The following is a 15,799-nucleotide window of genomic DNA, read 5'->3' as shown; positions in this document are numbered from 1 at the left end:
CATGCGCGTCGTCGGGCTCATCTCCGGCACGTCGGTCGACGGGATCGACGTGGCACTGGCCGAGTTGGCCGCGTCCGGCGACGAGGTCGTGCTCGTCCCGCTCGGGCACTCCTCGCTCCCCTACCCCGATGACCTGCGGCGGGAGCTGCTCGCCGCGCTGCCGCCGTCGGCGACCACCGTCGACCAGGTCACGCGCCTGGACACCCGGGTCGGCCAGGCGTTCGCCGAAGCCGCGAGCACCCTGGCCGGCACCGCGGACCTGGTCGCCTCCCTCGGCCAGACCGTCTTCCACTGGGTCGAGAACGGCCGCGCCCGCGGCACCCTGCAGCTGGGCCAGCCGGCCTGGATCGCCGAGCGGACCGGGTTGCCGGTGGTCGCCGATCTGCGGGTCCGCGACATCGCCGCGGGCGGGCACGGCGCTCCCCTGGCCAGCACCCTGGACGCGCTGTGGCTGCGGGACCTGGCCCCGGCCGTCGCGCTGAACATCGGCGGCATCGCCAACGTCACCGTCGTCCGGCCGGATGGCGTGGCGGCCTTCGACACCGGCCCGGGCAACGCCCTGCTCGACCTCGCGGCGCACCAGGTCACCCGCGGTGCCCAGAACAGCGACCTCGACGGCGCCATCGCCGCCCGCGGCCGCATCCACCAGGAACTGCTCGACCGCCTGCTCGCCGAGCCCTACTACGCCGCCCCGCCGCCGAAGTCGACCGGCAAGGAACTGTTCCACGCCGGCTACCTGCGTGCGGCGACCGACGGCCTCGACGTCCGGGACGAGGACCTGCTCGCCACCCTCACCGAGCTGACCGCGGTCACGATCGCCCGCGCCTGCGCCGGCGCGACCACCGTGATCGTCTCCGGCGGCGGCGCCGACAACCCGTCGCTGATGCGCGCGCTCGCCCGGAACCTGCCCGGGACCCGGCTGGCGACGAGCGACGAGTTCGGCTTGCCGCGCGAGGCCAAGGAGGCGTACCTGACCGCGCTGCTCGGCTGGCTCACCTGGCACGGCGTCCCGGCGAACCTGCCGGACGCGACCGGCGCGCGCGGACCACGGCTGCTCGGCAGCATCACCCCGGGCGCGCACCCGCTGTCGATGCCCGCTCCACATCCGGTGACCGTCACCCGTCTGCGGGTAGCGGCCGCCCCGGACCAACCGATAGGAGTGCCTGATGCACCCAGTTGACCTGGCGATCATCGTGGTCTACCTGGCCGCGATGCCCGCGATCGGCGTGCTCGTGGGGCGGCGCCAGCGCTCGGCGGCGGACTACTTCATCGGCGAACGCAGCCTGCCGTGGTGGGCGGTGTGCTTCTCGATCGTCGCCACCGAGACCTCGACGCTCACCGTGATCAGCACGCCGGGCCTGATCTGGGCGGCGTCGGGCAATTACAACGGGCTGACCTACCTGCAGCTGCCGTTCGGCTACATCATCGGCCGCACGCTGGTGTCGTTCGTGCTGCTGCCGCGCTACTTCAAGGGCCAGCAGACCACCGCGTACGCCTTCCTCGGGCAGCGGTTCGGCTCGGCCATGCAGGGCGTGTCGTCGGTGGCGTTCATCGTGACGCGGCTGCTGGCCGAGGGCGTGCGGCTGTTCGCCGGCGCGATCCCGATCCAGGTGATCCTCAAGCACTTCGGGCTGCACACCTCGTACTGGCAGATCGTCGTGGTGCTGACCGCGCTGACCGTCATCTACGCGCTGGTCGGCGGCATCAAGGCGGTCGTGTGGGTGGACGTGATCCAGCTGTCGGTCTACATCGGCGGCGCGATCATCGCGATGATCGTGCTGGCCGGGAAGCTGCCGGACGGGTGGACCTCGCGCGCCGCGGACGCCGGGATCTTCCGGCTGTTCGACTTCAACTTCGACGTCCTGCACCTGCTGACCAGCCAGTACGCGTTCGTCACGGCCGTGGTCGGCGGCGCGATCTTCACGATGGCCTCGCACGGCAGTGACCAGCTCATCGTGCAGCGGTTCCTGGCCTGCCGCAGCGTCACCGACGGGCGGAAGGCGCTGATCGGCAGCGGCGTCGCGGTGACCATCCAGTTCGCGTTGTTCCTGTTCGTCGGCGCGATGCTGTGGGCGCACAACGGGTTCCGCACGCTGCCCGAGCTGGGGGTGAAGGGTGACGACGTGTTCACGAACTTCATCACCAGCGAGCTGCCGGTGGGCGTGGCCGGGCTGCTGATCGCCGCGATCCTGGCCTCCACGATGGGCGCGCTGGCCTCGGCGCTGAACGCGTTGTCCAACTCCACGGTCGCCGACCTCTACCAGCGGTTCACCAAGCGCGCGCCGGAGGATTCCAAGCTGCTGCGGCACGGCCGGATCTGGACGCTGGTGTGGGCGGTGGTGTTCGCGGTGTTCGGTTCGCTGTTCAGCAACCGCAACAACCCGGTGATCGAGCAGGGCCTGTCCATCACGGGATACACCTACGGCGCGATGCTGGGCGCGTTCTTCCTCGGCATGTGGGTCAAGCGGGCGCGGCAGCTGGACGCGATCATCGCGTTCGTCGTGACCGTCGCGGTGATGGCGGTCGTGGTGCTCGCGGTGAAGATCCCGCCCGCGCCCGGCGCGAAGCCGGTCGTGCTGGCGTTCCCGTGGTATACGCTGCTCGGCGTACTGATCACGCTCGTCGTGGGCGGCGCGCTGTCCCTGCGGCACCGCACTGCGGACACCACGGCCCCGAAGGAACCGGAGCCGGTTTAGATGGACGCCAACGTCCTGCTGACCACCGCGGAGACCTGCACGGAATTCCTGTCCGGGCAGCTGGAACGCGACTGGTCCGTCCCGGTGCCGGAGATGGACCTGACGGTCGCCGGGGTGGTCGCGCACATCAGCGACTGCCTGCACTGGTACGCCTACGACCTGACCGCCGGGCCGGTCGAGCTGTCGACGATGGAGTCCCACGTGCGGGCCGGATCGCCGCCGGCCGAGCTGCTGGTCACGCTCGGCACGACGGCGAAGGTGCTGGCCGCGGTGGTGGCGACGAGCGGCCCGGAAGCGCGCGGTTTCCACCCGTGGGGCATCGCCGACCCGGCCGGGTTCGCCGCGATGGCCTGCGACGAGCTGCTGGTGCACACCCACGACGCGGCGCGCGGGCTGGGCGTGGAGTTCGAGGCGCCGGCCCGCCTGGCGGCCGCCGCGCTGTACCGGCTGTTCCCGTGGACGCCGATGGACACCGACCCGTGGCCCACGTTGCTGTGGGCCAACGGGCGGACGTCGTTGCCGGGCCACCCGAGGCTGTCGAAGTGGCGGTGGCACTGCGCACCACTGTCCGAATGGGACGGCAGCGCACCGATCGCCTAGCGGCGTGCGGCCTGTCCCCACGCTGCTCGCTGCGCGGATTCGCCTGGTTCGACGAAACCCTGCGCCGCGCCCGCCGGACCCGCGCTAGTCCTGCGCCGGCTGGGGTGGCGCGCCCTGCGAGAAGACCGTGTAGCGCGACGCCGACCAGGCCGGGGCGCCCGCGACCGGCTCCAGCCGCACCCGCACCGCGCTCTGGCCCGCCGTCGCCGACGCCGGGATGTCGAAGCTGTCCTCCAGCCACCGCGAATGCGTGTTGCCCAGCGGCTGGTACCACTCGCCGACCAGCCGGTCGTTCACGAACACCCGCGCGTGCTGGAACGCCTGCGCCTGGTCGGACACGCGGTGCAACCGCAATCCGCCGTTCGACTGGTCCACCCGCGCCGTGAACGTCACCGGCTGGGTGGTCGACGTCGTGGTCCCGGTGACCGGGGTGCGGTCCCGCTTGCCCTCGAACGTCGACGTCAGCGACTCGCGCGTCTCGCCGGGCGCCGAATACCCGTGCTGGGACCGGCTCGCGTCGTCGCCGACCTCCACCACGTCGCTCTGGCTCATCGACGGCGTGGCCAGCCCGTACCAGTAGGCGGTCGAGCTGTAGTCGGCCGGCATCGACGACCGGTCGCCGTGCTCGATGTCGAACTCGATGCCGTTGCCGAACGGGACGCCGTCGCCGATCATCAGCCGGTAGGCGTTGAGGCACACGTACCGGCAGCCGTCGCCCGCGTCCTCGCGGCTCACCAAACCGGCCTGCGGCATCGCGTACGGCACGCCCTCGACGTAGCCGTCGCGGCCGTCCTGGAAGTACCAGCCGGACTCGTAGAAGTCCTCGGACCCGGTGCCGTGGATCGCCGGGCTGGCCGAGCCGTTCGGGTACATCCGCTCGTCACCCTCGAGGTAGTTCAGCTGGTTCTGCCCCGGCGGGATGCCGCCGCGCATGGTGGACGTGACCCCGTAGAACACGCCGCGTCCGCGCGCGGTCAGGAAGTTCCAGTCCTGACCGGACACCGTCTCGCCGCGGTGCTGGGTGGCGTGGAAGTAGCCGATCGTGCCGTCCCGCAACCCGGCCGCCACGCCCGGATCCGGCGCGGAGACCACCTCCAGGCTGCCCCCGGTGACCGGCACACCCGAGGTGTTGACCAGTTCGGCCACCGCGCTGCGGGCGTACGGCATCGGCCACCACGCGGTGAACGCGCCGTTGTCCGTGGTGTCGATGGAGTGCAGCAGCGTCCGCGACGCGTACTTGCCGAGGCCGGAACCGAAGAACTCGCCGACCGGGGCGTCGACCGTGGTCTGGCCGTCGAAGGTCAGCCGCAGCCGCAGGCCCTCCAGCACGGCCTCGGAGGCCATGGCCTGCCCGGGGTCCGCCGGGTAGCGGAAACGCCGCAGGCCGGACCACCGCTGACCGTCCACCCGGTACCCGTGCACCGCTTCCTCGTTGGGGTGGTTGTGGCCGAGGTCGAGCACGTCGGTGCGCACCCACCGGCCGCCGACCAAGCTGTGCACCTCGTAGCGGAACTCGTTGACGTCCTCGCTGGAGGAGACGAACCTGGTCGCGACCTGCAGCTGGGAGCGGTTGCGGGTCAGGTCGGCCGGCACGTCGACGACCTGGTCCATCCAGCCGCCGCCGGCGCGGGCCGGGCCGCTGTAGAGCTGACCGACGGAACGGCCGCCGACCAGCAGGTCCGCGCGTTGCTCGCCGATGCCCGCGTCGATGCGGCGGGTGATCCGCACACCGTCGTTGTCCGGCGCGACGGCCGCGGTGAACGAGCTGCCTCCGGCACCGTAGGCGCGACCGTCGTCGGCCAGTCCCGGGGCCGCGATGACCTGCGGCAACCGGAGGTTGAGCTGCGTGATCCGCCGCGTGCCGGACTGGAGCGGGATCGCGACGGCCGATCCGGCCGGGACGTCGACCGCGGCCGCCTGGGCACGCGCCCCGGGCGCGGCCGGTTTCGGGTCGCGCACGCCGAAGCCGCGCAGGCGCTGGATCACGTCGGTGGCCCGGTCGCCCGGGTTGAAGGTGCGCACGCCCGCCGCGTCGGCGAACTGGCGGTAGGTGACGTGGTAGAAGTGCGGGTTGTTCTCGGTGGTGATCCGCATCGAGGTCGTGTACGGCATGGGCACCTTGATCACCGCGCCGCCCATGGTGTCGGCCGAGTTGCCCACCAGCGGCCACACGAACGGCGCGCCCTTCGAGCCGTTGACGATGTCCTGCAACGACCCCTGCAGCACGACCCGCCCGTCCAGCTCGATCGTGATCCGCCCGATCGCGGCGACGGAGGTCGACTGGTAGGTGAACCAGATCGAGGAGATCTCACCCGCCCCGCGCGCGTCGGCGAGCAGGCAGTCGCCGTTCGGTTCCTGGCGCAGGCACGAGTAGGTGCCGACGAAGCCGTCGTCGTTGTTGCCGGTGCGGTCGAAGCTGGAGAACTGTTTGACCTGCTCACCGGGCCGCATGCGGGCGAGGCCGTCGATCGATCGGTAGACGTCCCAGCCCACGGGTCCCTTGTCGCTCGCGCCGGGAGCCGGCGCGGCACCGGCAGGCACACCCACGACGAGCGCGAGAACCATCCCGAGCACGACGAGCACGGAGCGGTTTTTGGGCGCGACAAAGGAACTTTTGGGCACAGTGAGGACCCCCAGCCTGGACGGACCGCCCCGCGCTGGCGCGCGAGTAATCGATTTCTGAACTTAGCGGGTGGTGGCGCCGGTGTGTCTAGCGCCACATGGGTGGTTACTGATCGAACACTGAGGGTTATTACCGGGCAGGAGTGTCTGAAACGGACACTTTCGAGGGAAGCGGGACCAGACCACCGGAGCTGGGTGGCCATCCCGTCGCCTGCCCGTCCGGCGAGGACATCTTTTGATCTTTTCCTGCGCTTCGCGCAGGGTCAAAGGCGCCTACGGCGCCGAACGGTCACCTTGGGTGGACCTCCCCCGCCCCCGCTCCTGAATTGTGTTTCGGTCGCCGAGCAGGCGTGTCAAGGCGGGAAAGAGTACCTTGACACGCCTGGTCGGCGACCAAAGATCGGCTGTGGATCGGGGGCGGGGGAGGTCTGGGGCGTGGTCGGTCGGCTTGCGTTGCCGGCTTGCGGTTCGCAGGGCTGCCGCGCGGTCAGCCGAGTGCCGATCTGCTTGCGTTGCCGGGCGGCGGTTCGCAGGGCTGCCGCTTCTACGCCTCCTGGCGTAGGCGTTGGCTGATCACCTTCGTGATGCCGTCGCCCTGCATGCTTACTCCGTAGAGTGCGTCCGCGATCTCCATCGTCGGCTTCTGGTGCGTGATGATGATCAGCTGGCTGGACTCCCGCAGCTGCTCCAGCAGGCCGATGAGCCTTCGCATGTTGGTGTCGTCCAGCGCGGCCTCGACCTCGTCCATCACGTAGAACGGCGACGGGCGCGCGCGGAAGATCGCGACCAGCATCGCCACCGCGACCAGCGACTTCTCCCCACCGGACAGCAGCGACAGGCGCTTCACCTTCTTGCCCGGCGGGCGCGCCTCCACGTCCACCCCGGTCGCGAGCATGTCGTCCGGCTCGGTCAGCACCATCCGGCCCTCGCCGCCGGGGAAGAGCACCGAGAACACCGTCTCGAACTCGCGGGCGACGTCGTAGTAGGCGGACGTGAAGACCTCGAGGATCTTGTCGTCCACCTCCTTGATGACCGTCAGCAGGTCCTTGCGCGTCGCCTTCAGGTCCTCCAGCTGGGTGGACAGGAACTTGTACCGCTCCTCCAGCGCGGCGAACTCCTCCAGCGCCAGCGGGTTGACCTTGCCCAGCGTCGCGAGGTCCCGCTCGGCGCGCTTGGCCCGCCGCTCCTGCGTGCTCCGGTCGTACGGGATGGCCGGCGGGGCGCTGACCTGCTCGCCGTTCGCCTTGGCCTCCTCGTACTCGGCCATCTCCTGCGCGCTCGGCGGCACCGGCACGTCCGGGCCGTACTCGGCGACCAGGTCCTCCAGGCCGATCCCGAAATCCTCGGCGATCTTCGTCTCCAGCTGCTCCAGCCGCAGCCGCTGCTCGGCGCGCAACACCTCGTCCCGGTGCACCGCGTCGGTCAGCTTCTCCAGCTCGTGGGTCAGCTCGCGCACCCGGTTGCGCACCTGCGCCAGCGCCGCCTCACGCTGCTGGCGCACCGCCTGTGCCTCGTCGCGCTCGGCGGCGGCCCGCTGCACCGACAGCTCGATCCGCTCCAGCGCCACCTCACCCGCGTCGACCACGGCCGCCGCGATCGCCGCGCCACGGGCACGCGCCGCCCGCGCCTTCTCCGCCCGCTCCCGCGCCGCGCGCTCCGCGTGGGCGGCACGCCGCAGCGAATCGGCCCGGCCCGCGATGCTGCGTGCCCGCTCCTCGGAGGTCCGCAGCGCCAGCCGCGACTCGACCTCCTCCTGACGCACCGCCGCCAGCCGTTCCGCGGCCTCGTCGCGGGCGCTGGTGTCCGGGTCCTCGTCCACCGGCTGCTCGGCCACCGCCGCCAGCCGCTCCTCCAGCTCCGCCAGGCTGGCCAGCGCCTGCTCGCGGCTGGCCTCGACCTTCGCGCGCTGGTCCCGCAACCGCGTCACCTCGGCCTCGGCCGACCGCGCGGCCTGCTGCATCCGGTTCAGCCGCTCCGACGACCGGGCCTTGCGGACCTTCGCCTCGGACAGCGCTTCCTTGGCCTGGGCCACTTCCTCGCGCCGGGCCTGCTGCTCGGCGCGGGCGCCCTCCAGCTCGGCGGCCGTCTGCTCCAGCCGGCGCTCCGCGGCCATCAGCCGGTCCCGCGCCTCGTCGACCGCGGCCTGCACCTCGATGACGCTCTCGCTGCGGCCCGAGCCACCGACGGCCCAGTGCGAGCCGAACACGTCACCCTCGGCCGTCACCGCGCTGACCTCGGGGTGCGCCGCGACCAGCTGCCGCGCCGCCTCCAGCGTGTCCACCACCGCGATCCGGTCGAGCGCGCGCTCCACCGCGGGCCGCAGCGGCTCCGGCGCGGTGACCACGTCCCTGGCCCAGCGCGCGCCGTCCGGCAGCGACGGCCAGGCCGAAGTGTCCACTGTGTACGGAGCGCCGCCGAGCAGCACCCCGGCGCGGCCGGAGTCGTTGTCCTTCAGGAACTTCAGCGCGGCGATGGCCTCGTCGCCGCCCTGCACCGCGACCGCGTCGGCGACCGGGCCGAGCGCCGCGGCGAGCGCGACCTCGTAGCCGGCCTCGACCGACAGCAGCGCGGCGACCGACCCGAGCAGCCCGGGCAGCCGGTCTCCCGCGCCGAGCAGCTCACCGGCGCCGTCCTTGCGCCGCAGGCCCATCGACAGCGCGTCCACCCGCGCCTTCTCCGACGCGATCTCGCGCTCGGCCTGCCGCTCGGCCTTGACCAGCTCCTCGACGCGCGCCTTCGCGGCCTGGTTGGCCTGGACCGCGCGGTCGTGCCGGTCCTGCAGGCCGGCGTCGTCGGACTCCTCGACCCCGCCCTCGGCCCTGGCCTCCTCCAGCTCCTCGACGGCCAGCTCGGCACGCGCGGCGGCCTCGTCGATGGCGGCGGTGAGGCGGTCGATCTCGTCGGAGGTCGCGCTGTTCTTGCTGCGCAGCGCCTCGACCTGGCCGGTGAGCTTCGCCAGGCCCTCGCGCCGGTCGGCGATCGCCCGCACCGCGGCCATGTGCGCCTTCTCCGCGGCCTGGACCTCGTGCTCCAGCTCCTCGCGGCGCAGCACGGCCTCGGCGAGCGTCTCGCGGGCGACCATGACCGCCTCGTTCAGCTCGGCCTCGCGCTCGGCGACCTGCTCGGCCTCGGCCAGCAGCTCCTCCGGATCCCGGCCGCCGGTCGCGGTGTCGACGTCGGCGGACAGGTGCCGCTGCCGCTCCACGGCCAGCCGCACGGTGCCGCGCAGCCGCTCGCCCAGCGCGGACAGCTTGAACCAGGTGTCCTGCGCGGCGTTGAGGCGCGGCGCGTCCTCCGCGACCATCGCCTCCAGCTGGGCCTCCTCGGCGCCGGCGAGTTCGAGAGCCTGCTCCACCTCGGCGCGGCGGGCACGGGCGGCGTTCTCGTCCGCCTCCTCACGCGCGATCGCGGCGCGCTGCGTGACCAGGTCGTCGGCCAGCAGGCGCAGGCGCGCGTCCCGCAGCTCGGCCTGCACGGACTGCGCCTTGCGGGCGATCTCGGCCTGCTTGCCCAGCGGCTTGAGCTGGCGGCGCAGCTCCGCGGTGAGGTCGTTGAGGCGGTCCAGGTTCGCCTGCATCGCGGTGAGCTTGCGCAGCGCCTTTTCCTTGCGCTTGCGGTGCTTGAGCACACCCGCGGCCTCCTCGATGAAGGCGCGGCGCTCCTCCGGCTTCGACTCCAGGATCTGCGCCAGCTGGCCCTGGCCGACGATGACGTGCATCTCGCGGCCGATGCCGGAGTCCGACAGCAGCTCCTGGATGTCCAGCAGGCGGCACGAGCTGCCGTTGATCTCGTACTCGCTGGCGCCGTCGCGGAACATCCGGCGCGTGATCGAGACCTCGCTGTACTCGATCGGCAAGGCGCCGTCGGCGTTGTCGATGGTCAGCGTGACCTCGGCGCGGCCCAGCGGCGCGCGGCCGGAGGTGCCGGCGAAGATGACGTCCTCCATCTTGCCGCCGCGCAGGTCCTTCGCGCCCTGCGTGCCCATCACCCAGCGCAGCGCGTCGAGCACGTTCGACTTCCCCGACCCGTTGGGGCCGACGACGCAGGTGATGCCCGGTTCGAACCGCAGGGTGGTAGCCGAGGCGAAGGACTTGAAGCCCTTCAGCGTCAAGCTCTTGAGATGCACGTGGCGGGACCCTTCAACGCCTGAGTGATCCGGGAAGTCTATCCGGGGCGGGTGAACGTCCCGGTCATGACCGTGGGCGTGTTGTCCCCGCGAGCCTCAGGCGTCTCGATCGTCCCAGGTGTCACTCCTCGACGAAGCCCGTAAGCCCGCCCTGCGCCGGGGACCAGTGCTCGACCACTTGATCCACACGACCGGGTGACGATGGTGAGCGAAGCAGGTCCAGTAGCTGCTGACAGTGGCCCTCACTACCCTCCGCCAACACCCGAACACGGCCGTCGTCGAGGTTGCGCGCGCTGCCCACCAGGCCGAGTTCCAGCGCCCGGCACCGGGTCCACCAGCGGAAACCCACTCCCTGCACCCGTCCGCTGACCCACGCCGTGAGCCGGACGGCGTCCTTTTCACCCGTCACGTCCCCCATCCTGCCGGAACCTTTCCGACTGCGGAGGGTGATCACGCCGGTGCTCCTGGCCAGATCGACATTCACTCTTAGTGCTAATCTCCCCGGCAGGCGCCACCATTCGGGCTCACTCGCCCGGGTGTGCTCAAGCCGGTTTCCCCGCCAGTCAAGGAGCGACAAATGGCCCACATGGGTCGTCGGACCGAGGTGTCCCCGCCGCGCGACTCCGCCACCCGCAGCCAGCGCAGCGGCTACGTACTGCTCGCGGTCAGCGGTGTCGTGCTCGCCACCGCGTTCGGGGGCTCGCCTCGATCATCGCGCCGGGCGACTCACCGAAGGTCGCGGTGCCGGGCGGCACCAACTCGACCCCGGGAGCGCAGCTCGTCCCCGGCTACCCGGCTCCCGGCCAGACACCGGTGACCGTCGACGGCGTGGCGATCCCCGCGGGCACCCGCACGGCCGTGGTGACGACCAACCCGGACGGGACGCAGGTCGTGACGCTGCTTCCGGCCGAGGGCTCGGACGAGGCGCCGATCGTGCTGCCGCCGGGCACCCCGCTGCCACCCGGCACGGTCATCCCGCCCGGCACCACGCTGCCCCCGGGCACCACGACCACTCCCCCGCGCAACGACACCCCCGCGACGCGGACGCCGAAACCGTCGTCGAGCAGCACGCCGACCAGCACGCCCGACACGACTTCGCCGACCACGGATCCGACCACGCCGACCAGCAGCACCGCGCCGACGAGCAGCTCCCCCGACGACAGCTCGACGTCAAGCGGCAGCGACAGCTCGAACCCGACCACCTGACCGCCGCCGGGTGAGCAGTCGCGTCACCAGCGCGACCAGCGACAGCAGCGGCAACGGAAAGCCCAGCACCAGGCCGATCCCGGCGTCGGCGACCGGCGCGCACACCGCGGCCACGAACACCCACAGCGGCCCGGTCGGTGGCTTCGCGGCGCCGGCCCACGGCGTGCGCTTCCACGGTTTCGCCACGGAAAGCCAGGCCTGGAACGCGATCGCGCTCGCCATGAGCACCGTGCCCGCGACGAGTGCCCCGGGTGGAGGCTCCCCCGCCAGCGCGGCCCGTTCCGCGTCGGCCAGCGCCGGGGACAGCACGAGGATCGCGACGTGGAACTGCACCACGGTGATGGTGAACTTGCCGAACACCCACCAGTGCCGGAAGAACCCCCACGGCGTGGCCGCCGCGAGCAGGAACCCGGTGAACGCCGACGCGTTCGCCAGCGGCGCGAGCAGGTGCAGGTCGATCGCGTGGGCCATGGACATCGCGCTCGCCCGGCGGCCGGGGTCGCCGCCCGAGCCGATCAGCATGAGCGCGAACAACGTGAGCGCCTCGGCCATCCAGCCGACGGACGTGATGATGTGCAGCCAGACGGCCGCGTGCCGCCATCCCTTGAGCATGCTCCCGAGGCTGCCGCTCCCGGCCGCCCCGGACATCGGGTGCCGCCCGGATTTCGTCCCTGGCCGCGAGTCGCCCGATGTTGACACCCGGCGTCGCCGCAGAACGATCAGGCTTCGAAGCGGTAGCCCATTCCCGGCTCGGTGATCAGGTGCCGCGGCCGGGACGGCTCCTTCTCCAGTTTCCGGCGCAGCTGCGCCAGGTACACCCGCAGGTAGTGCGACTCGTTCTCGTAGCCGGGGCCCCACACCTCGCGCAGCAGCTGTTTCTGCGCCACCAGCCGGCCCCGGTTGCGCACCAGCAGCTCCAGCACCCCCCACTCGGTCTTCGTCAGGTGCACCTCGGCCCCGTCCCGGTGCACCTTCTTCGCCAGCAGGTCCAGCGTGAACGACTCCGTCTCGATCACCGCATCGCCCTCGGCCGACGGCACCGCCGAGCGCCGCAGGGCCGCGCGCAGCCTGGCCAGCAGCTCGTCCATCCCGAACGGCTTCGTCACGTAGTCGTCCGCGCCGAGGTCGAGCGCCTTGACCTTGTCGGGCGACTCACCGCGGGCGGACAGCACGATGATCGGCACCGTGGTCCACCCGCGCAGCCCGGTGATCACGTCGGTGCCGTCGATGTCCGGCAACCCCAGGTCCAGCACCACGACGTCGGGTTTCGTCTCGGCCACCGCCCGCAACGCCGCCGCCCCGTCGTGCGCGGTCACCACCTTGTACCCGCGCGCGGCCAGGTTGATCCGCAGGGCGCGCACGATCTGCGGCTCGTCGTCGACCACCAGGACCGTGCCGGTCTGCTCGGTCACGAAGCCACCTCCTTCAGCACCACCGGCACCACGTCCGGAGCCTGGCACGCCTTGAGCGCCACCACCACCGTGAGCCCGCCACCGGGCGTGTCCTCCGCCCGGATCGTGCCGCCCATGGCCTCGGTGAATCCTTTCGCGACGGACAACCCGAGCCCGACCCCGGGCGTCGCGTCCCGGTCCCCCAGCCTTTGGAACGGCGCGAACGCCGCCTCCGCCGCACCCTTCTTCAACCCGCGCCCGTGGTCCACGATCCGCAGCTCCACCCACTCCGCGTACGCCGACCCCCGCACCGCCACCGGCGCCCCGCCGTGCCGCAACGCGTTGTCCAGCACGTTCGCGATCACCCGCTCCAGCAGCCCGGGGTCGGCCATCACCGCGGGCAGCCGCTCGTCCACCTCGACCGCCACCGACTCCGAACCGTCCACATTCGACAGCGCGTGCGCCACCACCTCGTCGTAGCCGACCGGCCGCAGGTGCGTGCGCACGGCCCCGGCCGCCAGCCGCGACGAGTCGAGCAGGTTGTTCACCAGGCGCGCGAGCCGGTCGGTGGATTCCTCCGCCGCCTCCAGCAGCTCCTCGGTGTCCTCCGGCGAGAGGTCGATGTCCTGCGCCCGCAGGCTGCCGATCGCGGCCTTGATCGAGGTCAGCGGCGTGCGCAGGTCGTGCCCCAGCGCGGACAGCAGCGCCGTGCGCAGCTGCGTCGCCTCGGCCTGGCGCTCGGCTTCGGCCTGCGCCGCCGCCAGCCGCTGCTGCCGCAACGCCAGCAGCGCCTGCCCGGCCGCCGCCTCCAGCGCCCGCCGGTCCGCCGCGGGCAACGCCCTGCCCCGCAGGGTCAGGTGCACGTCGGCGGTGACCGGGATGTCCACATCGGCCTCGTCCGGCTTGCCGCACGGGTTGACCCCGGCGTGCTCGACCGCCTGCCACTTGCCGCCGCGCTTCTCCAGCAGCACCACGCATTCCATGCCGAAGTTCTCGCGCACCTTCTCCAGCAACCGCGGCAACGGCTCGGCGCTCGTCAGGACCGTCCGTGCGTAGGAAGCCAGCAACGCCGCCTCCGTGCGCGCCTGCGCCGCCTGAGTCGCCCGCCGCGCCGCCCGGTCCACGACCAGCGCGACCAGCACCCCGACCAGGACCATCGCGATCAGCGTGATCACGTTGCTCTGCGCGTGCACGGTCAGCGTGTAGAGCGGTTCGGTGAAGAAGAAGTTCAGCAGCCCGGCCGACAGCAACGCCGCCACCAGCGCCGGACCGAGCCCGCCGACCAGCGCGACCACCACCGTGGCGAGGAAGTAGTCCACCACGTCGGTGGAGAAGTCCAGCTCGTGCCGCAGCAGCACCCCGGTCAGCGTGGCCAGTGCGGGCGCGAGGAACGCCAGCACCCAGCCGATCAGCAGCCGCGACGGCGCGAGCGGGCTGCGCCGGCCCAGCCACGACCGCAGCCGCCCGCCCGCCTCGTCGTGGGTCACCATGTGCACGTCGATCTGCCCGGACCGCTGCACCACCGTCGCGCCGATGCCCTCGTCGAACAGCCGCGCGATCCGCGACCGGCGCGAGGTGCCGAGCACGAGCTGGGTCGCGTTGACGCCGCGGGCGAAGTCCAGCAGCGCGGTCGGCACGTCGTCGCCGACGACCGTGTGGAACGTGCCGCCGAGCTGATCGGTGAGCTTGCGGTACCGGCCGGTTTCGACGTGCCCGAGCGGGGACAGCCCGTCGCCGCGCAGGACGTGCAGCACCAGCAGCTCAGCCCCGGCCCGGGTGGCGATGCGGCTGCCTCGCCGGATCAGCGTCTCGCTCTCCGGGCCGCCGGTGATCGCGACGACCACCCGCTCCCGCGTCTCCCACGTGTCGGTGATCCGCTGCTCGGCGCGGTAGCGCTGCAACGCCACGTCCACCTGGTCGGCCACCCACAGCAGCGCCAGCTCGCGCAGGGCGGTGAGGTTGCCGGTGCGGAAGTAGTTGCCCAGCGCCGCGTCGATCCGCTCGGCCGGGTAGACGTTGCCGTGCGCGAGCCGCCGCCGCAGCGCCTGGGGCGTGATGTCGACCAGCTCCACCTGCTCGGCCCGGCGCACCACGTCGTCGGGCACGGTCTCCTGCTGCGCGACGCCGGTGATGCGCTCGACGACGTCGCTCAGGCTCTCCAGGTGCTGCACGTTGACCGTGGACAGCACGTCGATCCCGGCGTCGAGCAGCTCCTCGATGTCCTGCCAGCGCTTCTCGTTGCGCGAGCCGGGCACGTTGGTGTGCGCCAGCTCGTCCACAATGGCCACCTCGGGAGCGCGGGCGAGCACCGCGTCCACGTCCAGCTCGTCGAAATCGCGCCCGCGGTAGGTCATCCGCCGCCGCGGCACGGTTTCGATGCCCTCCAGCAGGGCCGCGGTCTTGGCCCGGCCGTGGGTCTCGACCAGGCCGGCGACCACGTCGGTGCCGCGGTCGAGGCGGCGCCGCGCCTCGCCGAGCATCGCGTAGGTCTTGCCCACGCCGGGCGCCGCGCCGAGGTAGATGCGCAGCTCTCCCCGGCGCGGCGGCTCCTTCTCCGGTTCCACCTGTTCAGTGTGCTCCTGCCCGGCCGATCGCGAGGTTGAGCCGCAACACGTTCACCCCCGGGACGCCGATGCCGTGACCGGTCGTGTTCGCCTCCACCAGCTGCCGCACGCGCTCCTCGGTGAGCCCGGTGTTGCGCGCCACCCGCGGCACCTGCAGCTCGGCGTAGGCGACGCTGATCGTCGGGTCCAGGCCGGACGCCGAGGCCGTCACCGCGTCGGCCGGCACCGCGTCCGGCGACACGCCCTCGCGTTGCGCGACCGCCGCCTTGCGCTCCTCGACGGCGGCGACCAGGTCGGGGTTGAACCCGCCCTTGTTCGAACCGCCGGACACCGACGGGTCGCCGGTCGCCGAGGGCCGGGTGTGGAAGTACGGGTCGCGCGCCGGGTCGGCGGGGACCGGGTCGATCCCGATCAGCGACGAGCCCACGACCTGCCCGTTCACCGTCACCAGCGACCCCTCGGCGTGGTCGTGCAGCCCCGGGATCCGGGACACCGCCCACACGCCGAGCGGGTAGACCACCCCCAGCAGCACCGTGAACACCAGCAGCACCCGCAGGCCGGCGCCGGTCTGCTTCACCAGAGTTCTGATCATCA

11 protein-coding genes are annotated in these 15,799 nt (G+C 72.1%); 3 read left to right on the top strand and 8 right to left on the bottom strand.

Going from position 1 to position 15,799, the window contains the following annotated elements:
* Position 1: 1 nt before the first annotated feature.
* Genes L1857_RS10540 through L1857_RS10530 form a run of 3 tightly spaced genes read left to right on the top strand, consistent with a single transcriptional unit; the run spans position 2 to position 3,296 of the window.
* Complete coding sequence (locus L1857_RS10540) at positions 2-1,180, top strand: anhydro-N-acetylmuramic acid kinase (RefSeq protein ID WP_116110828.1); 1,179 nt, start codon at positions 2-4, stop codon at positions 1,178-1,180.
* Positions 1,167-2,696 carry a sodium:solute symporter gene (locus L1857_RS10535; protein WP_094007817.1) on the top strand — a complete coding sequence of 510 codons (1,530 nt, stop codon included), beginning with the start codon at positions 1,167-1,169 and terminating at the stop codon, positions 2,694-2,696. The genes L1857_RS10540 and L1857_RS10535 overlap by 14 nt, the downstream gene beginning before the upstream one ends.
* A complete protein-coding gene (locus L1857_RS10530; RefSeq protein WP_116110827.1) occupies positions 2,697-3,296 on the top strand; it encodes a maleylpyruvate isomerase N-terminal domain-containing protein in 600 nt (199 codons plus the stop codon).
* A gap of 84 nt (positions 3,297-3,380) precedes the next feature.
* On the opposite strand, the gene L1857_RS10525 is transcribed toward L1857_RS10530, so the two are convergent.
* The 8 genes from L1857_RS10525 to L1857_RS10490 all read right to left on the bottom strand — a co-directional run bounded on the left by L1857_RS10525 (position 3,381) and on the right by L1857_RS10490 (position 15,797).
* Positions 3,381-5,879 carry a glycoside hydrolase family 172 protein gene (locus L1857_RS10525; protein WP_116110826.1) on the bottom strand — a complete coding sequence of 833 codons (2,499 nt, stop codon included), beginning with the start codon at positions 5,877-5,879 and terminating at the stop codon, positions 3,381-3,383.
* A 583-nt stretch (positions 5,880-6,462) separates the two neighbouring features.
* Positions 6,463-10,044, bottom strand: coding sequence for a chromosome segregation protein SMC (smc, locus tag L1857_RS10520; RefSeq protein ID WP_249464930.1), 3,582 nt, complete (start codon positions 10,042-10,044; stop codon positions 6,463-6,465).
* 121 nt (positions 10,045-10,165) lie between these two features.
* Positions 10,166-10,462: an acylphosphatase gene (locus L1857_RS10515; protein WP_167481454.1), complete on the bottom strand. Its 297-nt coding sequence runs from the start codon at positions 10,460-10,462 to the stop codon at positions 10,166-10,168.
* Between the two features lie 370 nt (positions 10,463-10,832).
* A complete protein-coding gene (locus tag L1857_RS35370) occupies positions 10,833-11,246 on the bottom strand; it encodes a hypothetical protein (RefSeq protein ID WP_116110825.1) in 414 nt (137 codons plus the stop codon).
* On the bottom strand, positions 11,215-11,862 hold the full coding sequence (locus L1857_RS10505) for a hypothetical protein (RefSeq protein WP_094007381.1): 648 nt from the start codon (positions 11,860-11,862) through the stop codon (positions 11,215-11,217). Before L1857_RS10505 ends, L1857_RS35370 begins: the two co-directional genes overlap by 32 nt.
* A gap of 107 nt (positions 11,863-11,969) precedes the next feature.
* On the bottom strand, positions 11,970-12,662 hold the full coding sequence (locus tag L1857_RS10500) for a response regulator (protein WP_094007338.1): 693 nt from the start codon (positions 12,660-12,662) through the stop codon (positions 11,970-11,972).
* A complete protein-coding gene (locus L1857_RS10495) occupies positions 12,659-15,205 on the bottom strand; it encodes a sensor histidine kinase (protein WP_094007339.1) in 2,547 nt (848 codons plus the stop codon). The genes L1857_RS10500 and L1857_RS10495 overlap by 4 nt, the downstream gene beginning before the upstream one ends.
* Positions 15,206-15,209: 4 nt before the next feature.
* On the bottom strand, positions 15,210-15,797 hold the full coding sequence (locus tag L1857_RS10490) for a potassium-transporting ATPase subunit C (RefSeq protein WP_094007382.1): 588 nt from the start codon (positions 15,795-15,797) through the stop codon (positions 15,210-15,212).
* Positions 15,798-15,799: the final 2 nt, after the last annotated feature.

Source organism: Amycolatopsis thermalba (assembly GCF_023376025.1).
In the GTDB taxonomy this organism is placed as follows: Bacteria; Actinomycetota; Actinomycetes; order Mycobacteriales; family Pseudonocardiaceae; genus Amycolatopsis_E; species Amycolatopsis_E thermalba.
Note: the sequence above shows the minus strand (reverse complement) of the source record. Positions and strands in the feature narration are given on the sequence as shown.

Bases quoted from the DNA above. Each gene is read 5' to 3' on its own strand.
- L1857_RS10490 (WP_094007382.1), bottom strand. From the start codon at position 15,797: ATGATCAGAACTCTGGTGAAGCAGACCGGCGCCGGCCTGCGGGTGCTG.
- L1857_RS10535 (WP_094007817.1), top strand. From the start codon at position 1,167: ATGCACCCAGTTGACCTGGCGATCATCGTGGTCTACCTGGCCGCGATG.
- L1857_RS10540 (WP_116110828.1), top strand. From the start codon at position 2: ATGCGCGTCGTCGGGCTCATCTCCGGCACGTCGGTCGACGGGATCGAC.
- L1857_RS10530 (WP_116110827.1), top strand. From the start codon at position 2,697: ATGGACGCCAACGTCCTGCTGACCACCGCGGAGACCTGCACGGAATTC.
- L1857_RS10515 (WP_167481454.1), bottom strand. From the start codon at position 10,462: ATGGGGGACGTGACGGGTGAAAAGGACGCCGTCCGGCTCACGGCGTGG.
- L1857_RS10505 (WP_094007381.1), bottom strand. From the start codon at position 11,862: ATGCTCAAGGGATGGCGGCACGCGGCCGTCTGGCTGCACATCATCACG.